This is a genomic window from Gottfriedia acidiceleris (genome assembly GCF_036421055.1).
GTDB lineage: Bacteria > Bacillota > Bacilli > Bacillales > Bacillaceae_G > Gottfriedia > Gottfriedia acidiceleris_C.
This window is the reverse complement of sequence record NZ_JAZGQS010000003.1, coordinates 84,225-100,382: the sequence shown is the minus strand read 5'-3', so window position 1 is coordinate 100,382 and position 16,158 is coordinate 84,225. Positions and strand designations below refer to the sequence as shown.

The following is a 16,158-nucleotide window of genomic DNA, read 5'->3' as shown; positions in this document are numbered from 1 at the left end:
CTTGAGAGAGGAGTTGAGTTTATTGAGTAGGGGGCAAAGGCAAGTAAATAGTGAATTAAAATTAGAAGGTCTTGATTGTGCAAATTGTGCGATGAAGATTGAAAAAGGAGTTTCCACACTTGAAGGCGTTGATGCATGTTCAGTAAATTTTGCAACATTAACGATGACAATTACGACGAGTGAGGAACAAAAAGAAACAGTTATCGAGAGCGCTAAAGATAAGATCCGTGTATTAGAACCTCATATTAATCCTGTTTCAAAAATGGATTCAAAACTTGGGCAAGAGAAGCAACACGGAATGAATGCTGAAACAAAAAAACTGATTGTTAAATTAGGGAGCGGTACTGCTTTATTAATTTTAGCTCAATTACTTGATGTACCAATGCTCTATCAATTACTAATTTTTATTGCTGCTTATTTAATAGCGGGTGCTGACGTTGTTTTAAAAGCTATTCGTAATATTTTTAGAGGTCAAGTATTTGATGAGAATTTTTTAATGGCAGTAGCTACAATTGGTGCATTTATTATTGGAGAATATCCTGAAGCTGTTGCGGTAATGCTATTTTATCAGCTAGGTGAATTGTTCCAAAGTATTGCAGTAAATCGTTCACGGAATTCGATTTCGAAATTAATGGATATACGTCCTGATTATGCTAATTTAAAAAATGGTGACAAAACTGAACAAGTTTCACCTGAAAAGATTCAAATTGGTAATACAATCATTGTTAAACCTGGGGAAAGGGTTCCGTTAGACGGAATTGTAAAAAGTGGATTTTCAAGTGTTGATACTTCTGCTTTAACTGGTGAGTCTTTACCAAGAGAAATTGGTGAAGGGGATGAAGTATTAAGCGGATTTATAAATGTTCATGGTGTACTCGAAATTGAAGTCACAAAGGAATTTAATGAGTCAACAGTATCAAAAATATTAGAACTTGTACAAAATGCGACTAATAAAAAGGCTCCAACTGAAAATTTTATTACAAAATTTGCAAAGGTTTATACACCTATAGTTGTGATTACAGCAGCTATTGTTGCAATTATTCCACCAATTATTATTCCAGGTGAAACACTTTATGATTGGGTATATCGAGCATTAATTTTCCTAGTTATTTCATGTCCATGTGCTCTGGTTGTATCAATTCCTTTAGGATTTTTTGGAGGAATCGGAGCAGCTTCAAAATCAGGAGTACTAGTTAAGGGAAGTAATTATTTAGAAGCATTAAATGATTTGAAATATATAGTGTTTGATAAAACTGGAACGTTGACGAAAGGGCAATTCCAAGTTAGCTCGATTATACCTACTCGTGGGCATTCGAAAGAGGAGTTATTAGAATTAGCTGCTTATGGAGAGTTTTATTCTACTCACCCAATCGCATTATCAATTCGTCAAAAGTATGGTAAAGATATTGTTGAAGCAAAGCTATCAAACTATACTGAAATTGCCGGACATGGAATTAGCGTTACGATAAATGGAGATGCTCTGTTAGTAGGAAATTCAAGACTAATGGAAAGTCAATCTATTTTATATGAACCAACTAGAGAAGTAGGCACAACAGTTTATTTAGCAAAAAATAATCATTATATCGGATCAATTGTTATTGCAGATCAACTAAAAGTTGATGCGAAAAAAGCGATACTTGAGCTTAATAAATTAGGAATTAAAAAGACTGTCATGTTAACCGGTGATTCTAACTTAGTTGCGCAAAGTATAGGTAAAGAGTTAGCAATAGATGATATTTATGCAGAGCTTCTTCCTCATCAAAAAGTAGAAAAGCTTGAAATGATTGAAAAAATGAAATCATCGAAAGAAAAAATTGCATTTGTTGGGGACGGGATTAATGATGCACCAGTTTTAGCACAAGCAGATATAGGAATTGCAATGGGTGGTATTGGTTCTGATGCAGCGATTGAAGCTGCTGATGTTGTATTAATGTCGGATGAACCTTCAAAAATTGTAGATGCAATTAAAATCGCAAAACGTACTAGACAAATTGTATGGCAAAACATCATTTTTGCTTTAGCAGTGAAAGGATTTTTCTTATTACTAGGTGTAATCGGAATTGCTACAATGTGGGAAGCAGTAATTTCAGACGTGGGAGTTACTGTTTTGGCAGTATTGAATTCGATGAGAGTACTTAGATATAAATAAAGCTAAAAAACTCAGACTAAACGAAATTAGTCTGAGTTTTTTCTTATTTAAACAGAGCGTTTTCTTTTTTTGATAAAAAGGAAGATAAAAACAACCAATCCAGTAGCTATTATTCCATAAATGATACTTGAGTACACATCCATATATTCAACAATCTTTTCCCAGGATGCACCGACTGATGCACCAACTAAAACTAATATTGTATTCCATATTAATGAGCCTAAAGTTGTAAATAACAAAAAGATCCAAAAATTCATTCTAGCCATTCCAGCTGGTATAGAAATTAAGCTACGTATTAATGGAATTAGTCTACAGAAAAAGACAGTCCAAACACCGTATTTTGAAAACCATTCGTCCGCTTTATGAACATCCTTTTTAGTTAAACGTAAAAAATGCCCCCAGCGATCGACGATTTTTTCTAACGTTTTTATATCTAGTAAAGTACCAATCCAAAAAAGTACGATTGCTCCAATTACTGATCCTAAAGTTGAAAAAAAAATAACACCTATTTTAGATAGTGAAGATTCTGTAGTCATGAACCCTCCAAACGTTAAAATTACTTCAGAAGGAATTGGAGGAAATATGTTTTCTAATGCAATTAATAAAAAGATACCTAAATAGCCAAATGTATCCATCGTTTCAATAATCCAGTTTTGCATGAAATTACCTCAAGTTTAATTTTATTTTAAGAAATAATTAGAAGTTTTTAATATTCCTTTGAAAAAATATACTATGTAACTAGTGATCTAGGCAAGTAATTGTGTTACTTGTTCCAAAAATAGATTAAATAAACAACTAATAAATGTAGATTTTATGTCTAGTGAACAATGGATAAAAAAATATTTTTTTGAAAGTCAGAGGATTTCGATCCGTATATAGAGAATTAAAGTAGATTAATATAAAAGCAGAAATTAAATTTGGTTACAATACTTCTCCTAAATCTAAAGCAATGTAATTAGCTAATTAGGAATAATGACTTAGTAAAAAAAGGAGGATGGACATGTTTAAGGTTCAAATAAGTGAGGATTTATCAATCAATTTATTAACAACTAAATATGCAGCAACATTAGTAGAGGCACTGAAGGAAAATCAAAACTCCTTAAAAGAATGGTTAATTTGGGCTGAAAATATTCCATTGATCGAGGATTATCAAAAATCGATTATACCTATGTGGCTACAAAAATTTGCAGATAATAATGGTTTTGAAGCGGGCGTTTTTTACAAAAATGAACTAGTAGGTATGTTAGGATTACATTATATAGACTGGTCAAATCAAACAACTGAAATAGGCTATTGGTTAAGTGAACATGTACAAGGTAAAGGAATAATGACTCGTGCTGTAGAAGGTTTAGTTTCATATTGTTATGATGAGCTTAATCTTAATCGAGTTGTGATTAGAGCAGCTGTTGAAAATGGGAAGAGTAGGGCAATTCCTGAACGCTTAAACTTTAAACAAGAAGGTGTCCAAAGAGAAGCACAGCAAATTAGAGATAAGTTTTATGATATTGCTGTATATAGTATGTTAAAAAATGAATGGAAAAAGTAAATTGATATATTTGCGTTAGCTAAAAATGCTAACGCTTTTTTGTGGAGTAATAATGATGGAGGAAAAAATAATGACTTATAATACAATCTTATTAGATTTAGATGGTACATTAACGGATCCAAAGGTAGGGATTTTGAACTCGGTAAAGTATGCATTACAGAAAATGAATATAGCTATTCCATTAGAAGCAGAGCTTTTAAAATTTATTGGACCTCCGATTCAACAATCTTTTTCTGAAATTTTTCATTTAAATGAAAAAGATAGATTAAATGCAGTTCGTTTTTATCGCGAATACTTTTCGCAGAGTGGTATGATTGAAAATAATGTATATGATGGGATACGTGACCTTCTAAGTAATCTACAAAAGGAGAAAAAAAGGCTATATGTAGCGACTTCAAAACCAACTATTTTTGCAAAGAAAATATTGTGCCATTTCCAACTAGATGAATACTTTGTTGATATTGTTGGAAGTGAATTAGATGGCACAAGAATCGATAAAGGCGAGATCATTGAGTATATTTTTGAAATGAATAATGATCTTTCTAAGGAAGATTCGGTAATGGTTGGGGATCGACTTCACGATATAAAAGGTGCCAAAATCGCTAATATAGATGGAATTGGAGTAACTTATGGTTATGGGAGTGAATTGGAATTAGCTGATGCAGGAGCGAATGTAATTGTTAATAGTGTAGATCAGCTAAAAAGCTTGTTATTAAATGAGAGTAAGATAATGGTCTAAAAGTGAAGGAGGAGTTTGATTGAAGAGTGGAAAAATACATTATTCTTGGATTATTTTAATTGTTACTTTCTTATCCGTCATTATCGCTGCAGTAACAAATACGATGTCTGGAGTGATGATGATTCCTTTTGAAAAGGAATTTGGTTGGAGTAGAGCATCAATTTCCGGTGCGTTTGCGATTTGTATAACTCTTGTTGGATTCTCTGGTCCATTTATTGCTGGACTATATCAAAAGTTTAGTGTTAGGAAAGTATTGTTAGTAGGTATGGGAACATTATTAGCTGCTATTTTATTAACAACCATTATGACCCAAATTTGGCATTTATTTATCATTTGGGGAATTATTATTGGATTAAGTGCGGGGGCATTTTTAACGGTTTTAAATGCGTATGTTGCAACTACATGGTTTGAAAAAAAGCGCGGTTTAGCGCTAGGTCTTTTAACCTCTAGTTCAGCAGCCGGTCAGCTTGTTTTCTTACCGTTAATGGCATATATTGTTGAAAATTATTCATGGCGAAATGCCGTTTTAACTATATTCTCTTTTGGTGTTTTGATTTATGTCTTACTTTGGGTTTTTATGAAAAATGATCCGGCAGATGTTGGGGCTTTACCTTTAGGGGCTGAAAAAAGTAATCAGAAGCAAGCGAACAATATTAATCCAGTGAAGGCAGCTTTTGCTGGGTTAAAATTAGGTGCAAAATCGAAAGTTTTTTGGTTATTAGCGGGAAGTTTCTTCGTTTGTGGCTTTTCAACTAGTGGTTTAATTGGTACTCATTTTATCTCACTTTGTATCGATTATGGATATAAAGAGGTGACGGCTGCTAGTATTTTAGCGTTCATGGGAATATTTAATATTATCGGAACAACTTTATCCGGATATATTTCCGATCGATTTGATAATCGTTGGTTGTTATTTTGGTATTATGGTTTAAGAGGATTATCGCTACTTATTCTACCTTTTGCTTTATCTACTAATTCAATCATTTATTTAAGTGCTTTTGCCATTTTCTATGGAATGGATTGGATTGCGACAGTTCCTCCAACTATTAAACTAGCGACGGATCATTTCGGTAAAGAGAAGGTAGGGGTAATCTATGGTTGGATTTATACTGCTCATCAATTAGGTGCTGGAGCTGCAGCATATGGTGGAGGTATAGTTTATTCTTGGTTAAATGCCTATCAATCAATCTTTATTGCAGCAGGTATCTTTTGTTTGGTTGCAACATTATTTGTACTTAATATAAAAAAAAGAGCGGTTTTAAATCAAAATCTTTCTGCGTAGATGGAAATATAATAAAACAAAAATTTATTAATGAGGTAGAATGAATGACCTATCTTTATAAAATAACAAAAGAAAAATATAAAATAATGCGTGAGAAAAATTGTTTTTGGGAAGGTAAGATCCGTAAAATTTGTGAGTTAGAAAAGATCGATTATGAGAAGCTTACTCGATTTTCGTACGGTGGAAATATTGTTTTTAGTATAGATGGTGAAATTGTCATTAAATTATATCCTTCTTATGTAAATGACGAGTTCATAAAGGAGAAGCAGGTTCTTGAGTTTTTAAACAGAAGAACTCTGTCGGTAGATGTTCCTAAATTAATTTCAACTGGTCAATTTGAAGGCTGGAGTTATTTAGTAATGAGTGAACTAAATGGGACACTTTTAATTGATATCTTTGATGAATTGTCTCTTGATGAGAAAAAGCAAATTGCGTTTGATTTAGGAAAAATAATAAGAGAAATCCATGATGCAACAATCTCAACAAAACGAGATGATTATGGTCAATGGAAGCAATTTATTACGAATCAATTAGAGCAAGTAGAGAATCATCATAAAAACAACGGAATGAATCTTGAATTATATACACAATTAACAAGCTATGTAGAAGATAAAACATTGCAAGGAAATGAAAAAATCGTGCTATTAACCGGAGAATACACACCATTTAACTTAATCATGAATAAAGTTGAGGGCATGTGGAAATTTACTGGTTTAATTGATTTTGCTGATTGCTTTGAAGGCAACTCAAAATATGATTTACTAGGGCCGATAGCGTTTATGTTTTATCCTATTGAAGGACTAAATAAAATTTTTCTAGAAAGCTATGGTTATACGAGCAATGAGTTAAATGAGAGCTTACAAAAAGAATTAATGACGTATTTATTACTACATCGTTTTAGTAATATTAGTTTCTATCAAGAAAAGTCTGAGGTAGCTAAGAAAGCTACTACGTTAAAAGAATTAGAAACTATATTTTTTAATTTTAGACTCTGTTAAAAAAGATTGTTGATTTTCAAATGGCAGTTTAGTTGAAAAAAGATAATTGTAAAATTATGTAAAAAAAGGCAAAATAAATGGTAATACAATCTTCTGTGGTAAGAAGAAATTAGGAGATGACAATATGTCAGAAGAAGATGAATTATTCTCAAATAAGGGATCCAATGTTTATGAAATATATTTAAAGATCCTCGATTTATTGAAAGAAATAGGTGCATTTGAAATTGAGGTTAAAAAGACTTCTATTCATCTTTTGAATAAATCTTCCTTTGGAGGAGTTTATCCAAAAAAGAAATGGTTAGATTTTAATTTAGTAACAAACCATCAAATTGAACACGAAAAGATTACTAAAATTGAACAAGTTTCCAAAAACCGATTCCACAATAATTTTAGATTCCATAATGTAGACGAGCTAAATCAAGAGTTTTTAATTTTTTTAAAAGAATCATATCAATTGATGTGTTAGTTGAGAAAGGCTATTTATTACCAATGAATCACAGCTTCTTAGGATTTATATCTGGTCTAATATTTGGTCTATATCTGAAATATTAATGCTCCCGACGAAATTTGAAGATAAGTTCATTGCTATAATCGGTTTTCATTTATTAATCATTTTACAATTGGTTTCTTATCGTTCTTTCTTTTTACTAGAAAAAATTTATCCTTGGGTAAATAGGTGAGATAATAGAGAAAAAAGCTTATTAAGAAACATGCACTAGAAAAAATATAAATAATATATTGGAGATATCCCGTTTGAATGCTTGAGGAGGATATTTTATGAAACCTATCTTACCCAGTGAAAAATATTTCGGTAATTTAGAACTAGTTTATGCATTTTATGGAGCTATGCCTACAGGTGTTACTGTTTCAGAGACCGGTCGTATTTTCATTTGCTTTCCGAAATGGGGAGACGATGTTAAATTTACGGTGGGAGAAATTGTTGAGGATAAATTGCAGCCTTATCCTAATCTCCAAACCAATTTGGTTAACCCCGAGAATATCACAATGACTTTCATCAGTGTCCAAAGTGTAGTTGCTGATGGAAGAGGAACACTTTGGATATTAGATACAGCGGCACCCAATTTTTCTGAACCAATTAGAGGAGGGGCAAAATTAGTCGCTGTAGATTTAGAAACTAATACAATTAGAAAAGTATATACCTTTACAGAAGAGGTTGTCCTGCCTACAACTTATCTGAATGATGTCCGTTTTGATTTTCGTATTGGAAAAGCAGGTTATGCTTATATAACGGATTCATCTTCAAGAGGACCAGGAGCTATTATCGTCGTAGATTTATCCAATGGAGAAGCGTTTAGACGATTAAATGGGGCAAATTCAACTTCGCCCGATCCTTATTTTTTACCGAAAGTAGAAGGTCAAATTTTAATGAATCGAAACAAAGACGGTTCAACTTCTCCATTTAGATTGGCGTCTGATAGTCTTGCCATTTCTCACGATGGAAAGATATTGTTTTTTGCTCCACTAACCAGTCGTCACTTGTTCTCAATTTCAACAGAAACCCTGAGAAACAGAACGTTACCGGACACGGATGTATCTTATCATGTGAAGTATTGGGGAGAAAAAGGTGCGTCTGATGGAATGATTACCGATGCAAAAGGAACTGTTTATGCTGGAGATTATGAAAACAACTGTATCCGTAAGATATATCCAAATGGTATTATGGAAACTATCGCACATGATCCGAGAATTTTGTGGCCGGATACTTTTACAATTGGTCCTGATCAATATTTGTATTTCATTGTGAACCAGTTACATCGACAGCCTAGATTTCATTATGGAGAAGACTTAAGACAGAAACCTTATAGTTTACTTCGTATGAAAATTGATGAATTCCCTGCTCCGACATTTTCATAATAAAAATAGTCATTAATTGTTTTCATTTTATAGTGTAAAACAAACACGAGTAACAAGAATTATTAACTATCTTTACTTCTGCCAAATAAACACAATATGAAAAATAGAAACAGTGTTTATTTAGAGTGTTAAACTGTTCCTGGAAATTTTTTATAATGTTGGTAAGTTCAATGCTATATCGATATTATTTAAATCCAAATTAATCTGTTCGTTTGTATCCCATGCATGGTACCATCCTTTTTCTGCCATATATGTGGATAGTTGTTCATGCATATTAAGCGCTTCTTCTAAATGGCGAATGAGCATTTCTTTAATTTCCGGTGTTCCTGCCTCCGTAACTGCCATGGCATAATTTCTAACGCCACTTTTAGCTGAAATGAGTAGATCCATTGCAACCACTTGATCCGTTATTGCGTCCATGCCAGTTAAAGTTTCAATGATTGGATTCATGTTTATTCATCTCCTAATTTACTGCTTAGCGTTGGAAAGGATTGAAGCATATTCTTGTAATTGTCTAGTAGATAGATCAATGTCTTGCTGCATAATATCTTTTAATAGCTGATCTGTGACTAACGCTTTCATCGTTTTCGATTTCGTTAAACAAGTGGTCTTAAATGCAGCCATCTCATGGACCTCAAGAACTTCATGTAAGGCGTAGTTCATTTTTTATACCTCCTTCTTCAAGGTTTCAACAGGACTTTTATACAATTATCCATTTTTGTGTCAAAAATCTCATAGCCACGCTTTGCTTCACTAAGTGGCAGTACATGACTTACGACATCACCTGGATCAATTTTCCCGGTCGACACTAATTCAAACATATATGGCATATAATGAATTACAGGTGCTTGTCCGGATCGAATATTGACGTTTCGGTTGATAATATCTCCAAATGGGAATCCATTATATTTCCCACCGTAAACACCAGTAACTTGAATTGTCCCGCCTTTACGGACTGCTTGTGTAGCCGTGATAAACGCACCGAATGATCCACCATGAAGTTTCAATCCGCTTGCCAGGAATTCTAAATCAGTCATTTTACCGTCCATTCCAACTGCATCAATGACAACATCAGCGCCGCCCTTTGTTATTTCTTTCAAATGCATTCCCACATTTTCAAAGTGTTCGAAATTTACAATTTCAACTTTGTTAGTACGTTTTGCGTGTTGCAAACGATAGTCTATATAATCTACGGCAATGACACGCTTTGCTCCTTTTAGCCAACAAAATTTTTGAGCAAAAAGACCAACCGGACCACAGCCAAGGACAATAACTGTATCTCCACTCTTTACTCCTGCATTGTCAACACTCCAAAAACCAGTAGTCATCGCATCGGCAATAACTGCTAACTTTTCATCTGGTTCTTCACAAGTCTCTGGAATTTTGAAATGGGTAAAGTTGGCAAATGGAACTCTTAAATATTCGGCTTGCCCACCTGGATAACCACCCGTCGTACCAGAATAGCCGAAATAGGCACCCATATCACCATTATCATTCGAATTATCACATTGGCTTTCCAAATTTGTGTTACAGTATTGGCATTCACCGCATGCTATGTTAAAGGGGATAATGACTCGATCTCCCTTTTTTACCTTAGTCACACCTGGACCTACTTCTTCTACAATTCCCATTGGTTCATGGCCAATAATATAGTTATCCTGCAGGTTAGGAATCATGCCATGAATTAGGTGAAGATCAGACCCGCAAATAGCTGTACTTGTTACTTTTATAATCATGTCATCTGGTTTTTCAATTTTTGGATCTGGAACTTCTTTCACTTCTACATTTTTAATACCTTGATACGTTACTGCCTTCATTGGTTACAAGCCTCCAGTGTTAATGTTCATCAGGTGTTCGGTCAAACAAGCCTTTTCTATTGTTCTCAACAGGAAATAGATTCATTTTGCCAATCATTAATGTATTGTTGGCAGAGAGTTGGTCTAATTGATATTGTTCACTTAGTTCGTATGGATGGAACCATTTTTTACTAATCATTAGTTCTGTAATTTCTTGGTGCATAGCAATCCCTTGCATTAATTGGTTTCGTAAGAGCGTTCTAACATCAGGTGATGCTGACTCTGTTAATGCGACAGCAATATTGCGAACACCTTCTTTGGCACGAAGAAGAAAATCCATCGCAAATGTGGTATCTGCTAGCTCAGGTACATGTAGCGAGTTTATTGGGTCTAAATAGTCATTATTCAATGAATTTGCCTCCTTTTAATTTACTATTGGTGTTGGGCGGTTTTGAGGAACAGGAGCTTCAAAAGGTGCTCGTTGATAAATTGACTGTAATTCTCCTAACGCTTGTATGGATTGTTCAACATCTTTTTGCATTAATGCTCTCAAATCATCATCAAATACCAATCCTTGCATTAGTTTTGATTTCGCTAAGCAAAGGGTTTTGAAATTAATAACTTCATGTAAATCCAATGATTCATGATCGGCTAATTTTTGATTTTCCATTTGGTTCCCTCCTTAATACAAAGGTATTATTCCAAAAGTACAAAGAATCATTCTTTAGAAGTAGGGTAAACGATGATTAAATCATAAAGTAATGAAAAATTCTATTTTAATTAAAAGGGCATAGGGTTAGCGCATACAACTTAAATTGTTGGAAAAGTATTCGATAAATTAGTTATGTATAATAGCGCTGAGGGTTACTATTTTTCTCTCATAAATATATGCAAGGAGTTAAATAGGAAAATGCCATATGAAGTAATTAAGCTTCGACTATCAAGAGCAGAAGATTAGGCATTAATGAACATTTGGAGAATCATCGAACTCGTCAGAAAACTAGCTGAAGACAGAGGTATAATTTATTTTCAAATCGTGACATTCCTAGAACTAGTAATTTATAAGAAGTTAAAAAAAAGCTCAGTCATTTTTTAATGTATTTGGAGATACTATATTTGAGGTGAAAAAAGGATAGTATCTAGGAGTAAATAATCGCGAAAGAAATGAAACTTCTTTACAGATAAGAATTTGTAGGTGATTGAATGAGTGAAGAATTTTGGGATAAAGTAGAAGAATTAGGAATAGAAAATTTGAAAAGTAGACAGATATTAGGAAGTGACATAGCTAAAGAAAAAAGTGAACTAACTTTAGAAGATTTAGTTTTTCCTTCCAACAAAAAGGAATGCTTAAATCAATTATGTTCCGACGCTAGAAATCTATATGATTGGTTATATGAAGAATTGCATTTGAAAGACCCAAATTACGATGTGGTCGTTCAAACAGTTAAAGAAGGAATTCAAAATATGGATGAGGTATCAGATAGACTAAGAGAGTTTTTAAAGGACAGTCATTAAACGACTGTCTTTATTCTTTTTACAATCCTCGATTTACATTTTTTTTCATGTGAAGTATGGATATCGCAAGTTAAAAAATAAATAAACTTCGGCGCTACTTTTACATGAAAAATAAAATAAGCGCTTATAATAAAACTTCTTATATATAGAAGGAGGAACAAATATCAGGGAGTTGGAAATTTAAAAAAAAGAATTACATTTAATGTGGAACATATCATAAAATCTGACTAAAATTAATTGCGAAACACTTCGAGATTTATGAGAATAAACACCAATTAAAAATATAGTGTAGGCTTATTGACTATAGCATAAGGTGTACGGTTTTTTTTTTATTTTATAATAAAAGATGAAATCAAGATTCCAAAATATTTGTAATTCTATTTATACTAAGACATTTAAATGACGGGGGGTAAGGGAATACATATGAAGGAAATAATATCAAAAAAACTAAAACAAATAGAAGCCGAACATGACGTGAAAATACTATTTGCAGTTGAGTCCGGTAGTAGAGCATGGGGATTTCCATCTAAAGACAGCGATTATGATGTACGTTTTGTTTATGTTCATCGCAGAGATTGGTATTTAAGTATCGACCAAAATCGTGATGTAATTGAATACCCAATCAATGATTTACTCGACTTTAGTGGGTGGGACTTAAAAAAGGCACTTAATCTTTTCGCAAAATCAAACCCGGCCTTATTAGAATGGTTAAGATCTCCAATTGTTTATCATGATGATTTAACGATTTCAGTAGAATTAAGAAAACTTGGTAATGAAATTCTTTCTAAAAAGGCGTGTATTTACCATTATCTCCATATGGCTAAAGGGAATTACCGTGATTATCTACAAGGGGAAGTAGTAAAGATTAAAAAGTATTTTTATGTATTAAGACCTATTTTAGCTTGTATATGGATCCAAAAAAACAATGAAATTCCTCCAATTTTGTTTGATGAACTTTTAGAGATGAAATGGTTAGAACAGGAATTTAAAGAAGAAGTAGACAAATTATTAATCCGAAAAAAACAAGGTGAAGAATTAGATTTAGAGCCTAGAAAAAAAATATTAAATGATTTTATTGAAAGCAAAATTCAGTTTTTTGAAGAGTATGTTAAGGGGATTTCTGAATCAAACAAGGTGAATATTGATAACTTAAATGATATTTTTCGAACTACAATTGAACATTCATGGGAAAAATAGAATAGACTACACACTTTTTGGGAAAAATTTCTTTGTATGTTAACAAAGAAATTGGAGTGTGAATGAAGTTGGCAAATTTAGAAAGTCTATTAAATCAACAACTGGCGAATTGGAATGTGTTATATGTAAAATTACATAACTATCATTGGTATGTAAAAGGACCGAATTTCTTTACTCTACATGAAAAATTTGAATTATATTATGACGATGCAAAAGCAATGGTAGACGATTTAGGAGAACGTATTTTAACAATTGGTGCAAAACCAATTGCTACACTTCGTGAATACTTAGAAACGGCTACGATTAAAGAAGGGAATCATACGTTTTCTGCAGAAGAAATGGTTTCTGATCTGATTAAAGACTATGAAAAAATTGTACAAGAATCGCGTGATGTAATCTCAATTGCAGAAGAAAGTGATGATCAAGAAACAGCGGACTTATTTTTAGGTAAGATTGCTGAAATTGAAAAGATGCTTTGGATGTTAAAGTCATTTCTTGGCAAATGAATAAATATTTAAAAAGGTGGATTGACCTATCATTACATATGATTGGTTAGTTCATCTTTTTTTTATTTTACTATTTTTATCATCTTTTTTTGGGGTGAGAAACGAGTGTTTATAAGGGTTTTGGTGGTGAGGTAAAATTTTTCATAAAAAATTACCAAAAAAAACTAAAAAACCAATTGTATATTTATTTATAGTTGTGTATAATCATTCATTATATAAGGAACTAAAATTCTAAAAAAAGGGGATGGATTTATGAGTAAAGTATTGAAAGAAAACCATGTAAAGAAAAATGCTTATATTCAAAAGACAAAAGGGAAAGTTACAAAAGGGAATTTTAGCTCTGTAAAGTGGTCGGATTTTAAAGGGAAAAATTTTCTTTCGATAAGTGAGTTTTCATCAAGTGAATTATTATTCTTACTTGAAAAATCTTTAGAAATGAAAAATATGCAAAAGGCGGGAGAGGCACATCCTTATTTAAAAGATAAAGTGCTAGGGATGATTTTTGAAAAAAATTCTACTAGAACGAGACTTTCATTTGAAATTGCCATGATGCAATTAGGTGGTCATGCAATCTTTATGAGTAGTAAAGATTTACAGCTTGGTAGAGGTGAAACTGTTCATGATACTTCGAAAGTATTTTCTCGTTATGTAGATGGGGTCATGATTCGAGCAAATACTCATGAGATGGTGACCGAGTTTGCCGAACACTCGTCAATTCCAGTAATTAATGGTTTAACAAATCTGCACCATCCTGCACAAATCATGGCTGATTTCTTAACAATTCTTGAACATAAAGGAAGATTAAAAGGTTTGAAGATTGCTTATGTAGGAGATGGAAATAATAACATCTGCCATTCTTTAATTGAAGGTGCAGCTAAGTTGGGTGTTTATTTAACGATTGCATGTCCGGTTGGATATGAGCCAAATAAAGTTGTACTTGAATCGATGAAGCATGTTGCAAAAACAACTGGAAGTGTTATTGAAGTAGTAAATAATCCTGTAGATGGTGTAAGTAGAGCTGATGTTGTAATTACGGATGTTTGGACTAGTATGGGGCAAGAGAAGGAGACTGAAATTCGCTTAAAAGATTTTAGCCCGTATCAAGTAAATGATCATTTATTAGAAAACGCAAAAGAAGACTATTTATTCATGCACTGCTTACCTGCACATAGAGGGGAAGAAGTAACAGCTTCCGTAATTGATGGTAAGCATTCCGTAGTATTTGATGAAGCTGAAAATCGACTTCACGCTCAAAAAGCGATCTTAGTTGCATTAATGGGAAATCTATAATTCTAAAAAACTATTCTATTTTTTAATAATTTAATCGGGGGTAATATCATGGGAAATGAAAAAATTGTTTTAGCATATTCAGGTGGTTTAGATACTTCAGTTTGTATTAAATGGTTACAAGAGAAATATAACTACGATGTGATTGCACTTTGTCTAGATTTAGGTGAAGGAAAAGATGTTGAAGCGGTTCGTCAAAAAGCGTTAAATTTAGGAGCAATTAAGTCTTATATGATCAATGTAAAGGACTTATTTGCAAATGAATATATTGTCCCGGCTCTAAAGGCGAATGCATTATATGAAGGAAAGTATCCACTATCATCTGCTCTATCAAGACCTTTGATTGCAAAATTATTAGTCGATGTAGCGAAACAAGAAGGTGCAGTTGCAGTAGCACACGGTTGTACTGGAAAAGGAAATGATCAAGTTCGTTTCGAAGTTTCTGTAATGGCCTTGAATCCGAATCTTAAAGTAGTGGCACCAGTTCGTGAATGGGGCATGACTCGTGATGAGGAAATTCAGTACGCACATGAAAATGGTGTTCCAATTCCGGTCGATCTAGATAATCCATTTTCAATTGATGCAAATATTTGGGGAAGAGCTTGTGAAGCTGGGGTATTAGAGAATCCATGGAATGAAGCACCGGAAGAAGCTTTTGATTGGACGAATGCTATTGAAAATACTCCGGATGTTGCTGAATATATAGAAATTGAATTTTCAAAAGGTGTACCTGTTAGCTTAAACGGACAGCCTATTGATCTAGTTCAATTAATTGAACAATTAAATGTTCTTGGTGGAAAGCACGGAGTTGGAAGAATCGACCATATTGAAAATAGATTAGTAGGCATAAAATCACGTGAAGTATATGAAAATCCAGCAGCACTAATTTTAATTAATGCTCATAAAGAATTAGAGTTCCTTACATTGCCTCGTGAAGTGACAAATTTTAAAGTAAGTATTGAACAACAATTTTCTAAAATGCTTTACGATGGATTGTGGTACTCACCTTTAATGGGTGCATTAGATGCATTTGTAAATTCAACACAAGAAACAGTAAGTGGTATTGTTCGAGTGAAATTATTTAAGGGCACTCATACAGTAGTAGGTAGAAAGTCGGAAACTAGTCTATATAATGAAGAGCTTGCAACCTATTCAAAGGGTGATTTATTTGATCATAATGCAGCAGTAGGCTTTATTAAACTTTGGGGATTACCAACAAAGGTATATAGCGAGGTTACTCAGAAAAATACAGTTTTAAGTAAATAAAA

The 16,158-nt window shown here is 33.0% G+C and carries 17 protein-coding genes and 1 pseudogene; 12 read left to right on the top strand and 6 right to left on the bottom strand.

Annotation, left to right across the window (positions count from 1 at the left end; translation table 11 throughout):
- Positions 1–61: 61 nt before the first annotated feature.
- Positions 62–2,149: pseudogene (locus RAH41_RS05320) on the top strand (heavy metal translocating P-type ATPase); the annotation flags it as partial.
- A 47-nt stretch (positions 2,150–2,196) separates the two neighbouring features.
- Here RAH41_RS05320 and RAH41_RS05315 read toward each other — a convergent pair.
- Positions 2,197–2,808 carry a DedA family protein gene (locus RAH41_RS05315; protein WP_331221129.1) on the bottom strand — a complete coding sequence of 204 codons (612 nt, stop codon included), beginning with the start codon at positions 2,806–2,808 and terminating at the stop codon, positions 2,197–2,199.
- Positions 2,809–3,149: 341 nt separating this feature from the next.
- Between RAH41_RS05315 and RAH41_RS05310 the strand changes: the two genes are divergently transcribed.
- The 6 genes from RAH41_RS05310 (at position 3,150) to RAH41_RS05285 (ending at position 8,589) form a co-directional block, all read left to right on the top strand.
- On the top strand, positions 3,150–3,695 hold the full coding sequence (locus RAH41_RS05310; protein WP_331221128.1) for a GNAT family protein: 546 nt from the start codon (positions 3,150–3,152) through the stop codon (positions 3,693–3,695).
- 70 nt (positions 3,696–3,765) lie between these two features.
- Complete coding sequence (locus RAH41_RS05305; protein ID WP_331221127.1) at positions 3,766–4,434, top strand: HAD family hydrolase; 669 nt, start codon at positions 3,766–3,768, stop codon at positions 4,432–4,434.
- 19 nt (positions 4,435–4,453) lie between these two features.
- Positions 4,454–5,716 (top strand): MFS transporter, encoded by a 1,263-nt coding sequence (locus RAH41_RS05300; protein WP_331221126.1) that lies wholly within the window; start codon positions 4,454–4,456, stop codon positions 5,714–5,716.
- Between the two features lie 44 nt (positions 5,717–5,760).
- Positions 5,761–6,714, top strand: a complete 954-nt coding sequence (locus tag RAH41_RS05295; RefSeq protein WP_331221125.1) for an aminoglycoside 3'-phosphotransferase/choline kinase family protein — start codon at positions 5,761–5,763, stop codon at positions 6,712–6,714.
- A 124-nt stretch (positions 6,715–6,838) separates the two neighbouring features.
- Positions 6,839–7,180 (top strand): DUF5655 domain-containing protein, encoded by a 342-nt coding sequence (locus tag RAH41_RS05290; protein ID WP_331221124.1) that lies wholly within the window; start codon positions 6,839–6,841, stop codon positions 7,178–7,180.
- A 311-nt stretch (positions 7,181–7,491) separates the two neighbouring features.
- Positions 7,492–8,589, top strand: a complete 1,098-nt coding sequence (locus tag RAH41_RS05285; protein ID WP_331221123.1) for an L-dopachrome tautomerase-related protein — start codon at positions 7,492–7,494, stop codon at positions 8,587–8,589.
- 150 nt (positions 8,590–8,739) lie between these two features.
- On the opposite strand, the gene RAH41_RS05280 is transcribed toward RAH41_RS05285, so the two are convergent.
- The 5 genes from RAH41_RS05280 to RAH41_RS05260 are packed head-to-tail and all read right to left on the bottom strand — an operon-like array spanning position 8,740 to position 11,055.
- Positions 8,740–9,039, bottom strand: coding sequence for a spore coat protein (locus RAH41_RS05280; protein ID WP_331221122.1), 300 nt, complete (start codon positions 9,037–9,039; stop codon positions 8,740–8,742).
- Between the two features lie 18 nt (positions 9,040–9,057).
- The gene (locus RAH41_RS05275; protein ID WP_192602419.1) at positions 9,058–9,252 is read right to left on the bottom strand and encodes a hypothetical protein; all 195 of its coding nucleotides are present in this window, start codon (positions 9,250–9,252) and stop codon (positions 9,058–9,060) included.
- Positions 9,253–9,269: 17 nt separating this feature from the next.
- Positions 9,270–10,406 carry a zinc-dependent alcohol dehydrogenase gene (locus tag RAH41_RS05270; RefSeq protein WP_331221121.1) on the bottom strand — a complete coding sequence of 379 codons (1,137 nt, stop codon included), beginning with the start codon at positions 10,404–10,406 and terminating at the stop codon, positions 9,270–9,272.
- A gap of 19 nt (positions 10,407–10,425) precedes the next feature.
- Positions 10,426–10,794 (bottom strand): spore coat protein, encoded by a 369-nt coding sequence (locus RAH41_RS05265; protein ID WP_331221120.1) that lies wholly within the window; start codon positions 10,792–10,794, stop codon positions 10,426–10,428.
- A gap of 15 nt (positions 10,795–10,809) precedes the next feature.
- A complete protein-coding gene (locus RAH41_RS05260) occupies positions 10,810–11,055 on the bottom strand; it encodes a spore gernimation protein GerQ (RefSeq protein WP_331221119.1) in 246 nt (81 codons plus the stop codon).
- Between the two features lie 533 nt (positions 11,056–11,588).
- Between RAH41_RS05260 and RAH41_RS05255 the strand changes: the two genes are divergently transcribed.
- The 5 genes from RAH41_RS05255 (at position 11,589) to RAH41_RS05235 (ending at position 16,156) form a co-directional block, all read left to right on the top strand.
- Positions 11,589–11,900: a hypothetical protein gene (locus RAH41_RS05255; RefSeq protein WP_331221118.1), complete on the top strand. Its 312-nt coding sequence runs from the start codon at positions 11,589–11,591 to the stop codon at positions 11,898–11,900.
- A gap of 423 nt (positions 11,901–12,323) precedes the next feature.
- On the top strand, positions 12,324–13,097 hold the full coding sequence (locus tag RAH41_RS05250) for a nucleotidyltransferase domain-containing protein (protein WP_331221117.1): 774 nt from the start codon (positions 12,324–12,326) through the stop codon (positions 13,095–13,097).
- Between the two features lie 62 nt (positions 13,098–13,159).
- Positions 13,160–13,603 carry a DNA starvation/stationary phase protection protein gene (locus RAH41_RS05245; RefSeq protein ID WP_331221116.1) on the top strand — a complete coding sequence of 148 codons (444 nt, stop codon included), beginning with the start codon at positions 13,160–13,162 and terminating at the stop codon, positions 13,601–13,603.
- Positions 13,604–13,855: 252 nt separating this feature from the next.
- Positions 13,856–14,893 carry an ornithine carbamoyltransferase gene (gene argF, locus RAH41_RS05240; protein WP_331221115.1) on the top strand — a complete coding sequence of 346 codons (1,038 nt, stop codon included), beginning with the start codon at positions 13,856–13,858 and terminating at the stop codon, positions 14,891–14,893.
- A 48-nt stretch (positions 14,894–14,941) separates the two neighbouring features.
- Entirely contained in the window at positions 14,942–16,156 is a 1,215-nt protein-coding gene (locus tag RAH41_RS05235) for an argininosuccinate synthase (protein WP_331221114.1), read from the top strand.
- Positions 16,157–16,158: the final 2 nt, after the last annotated feature.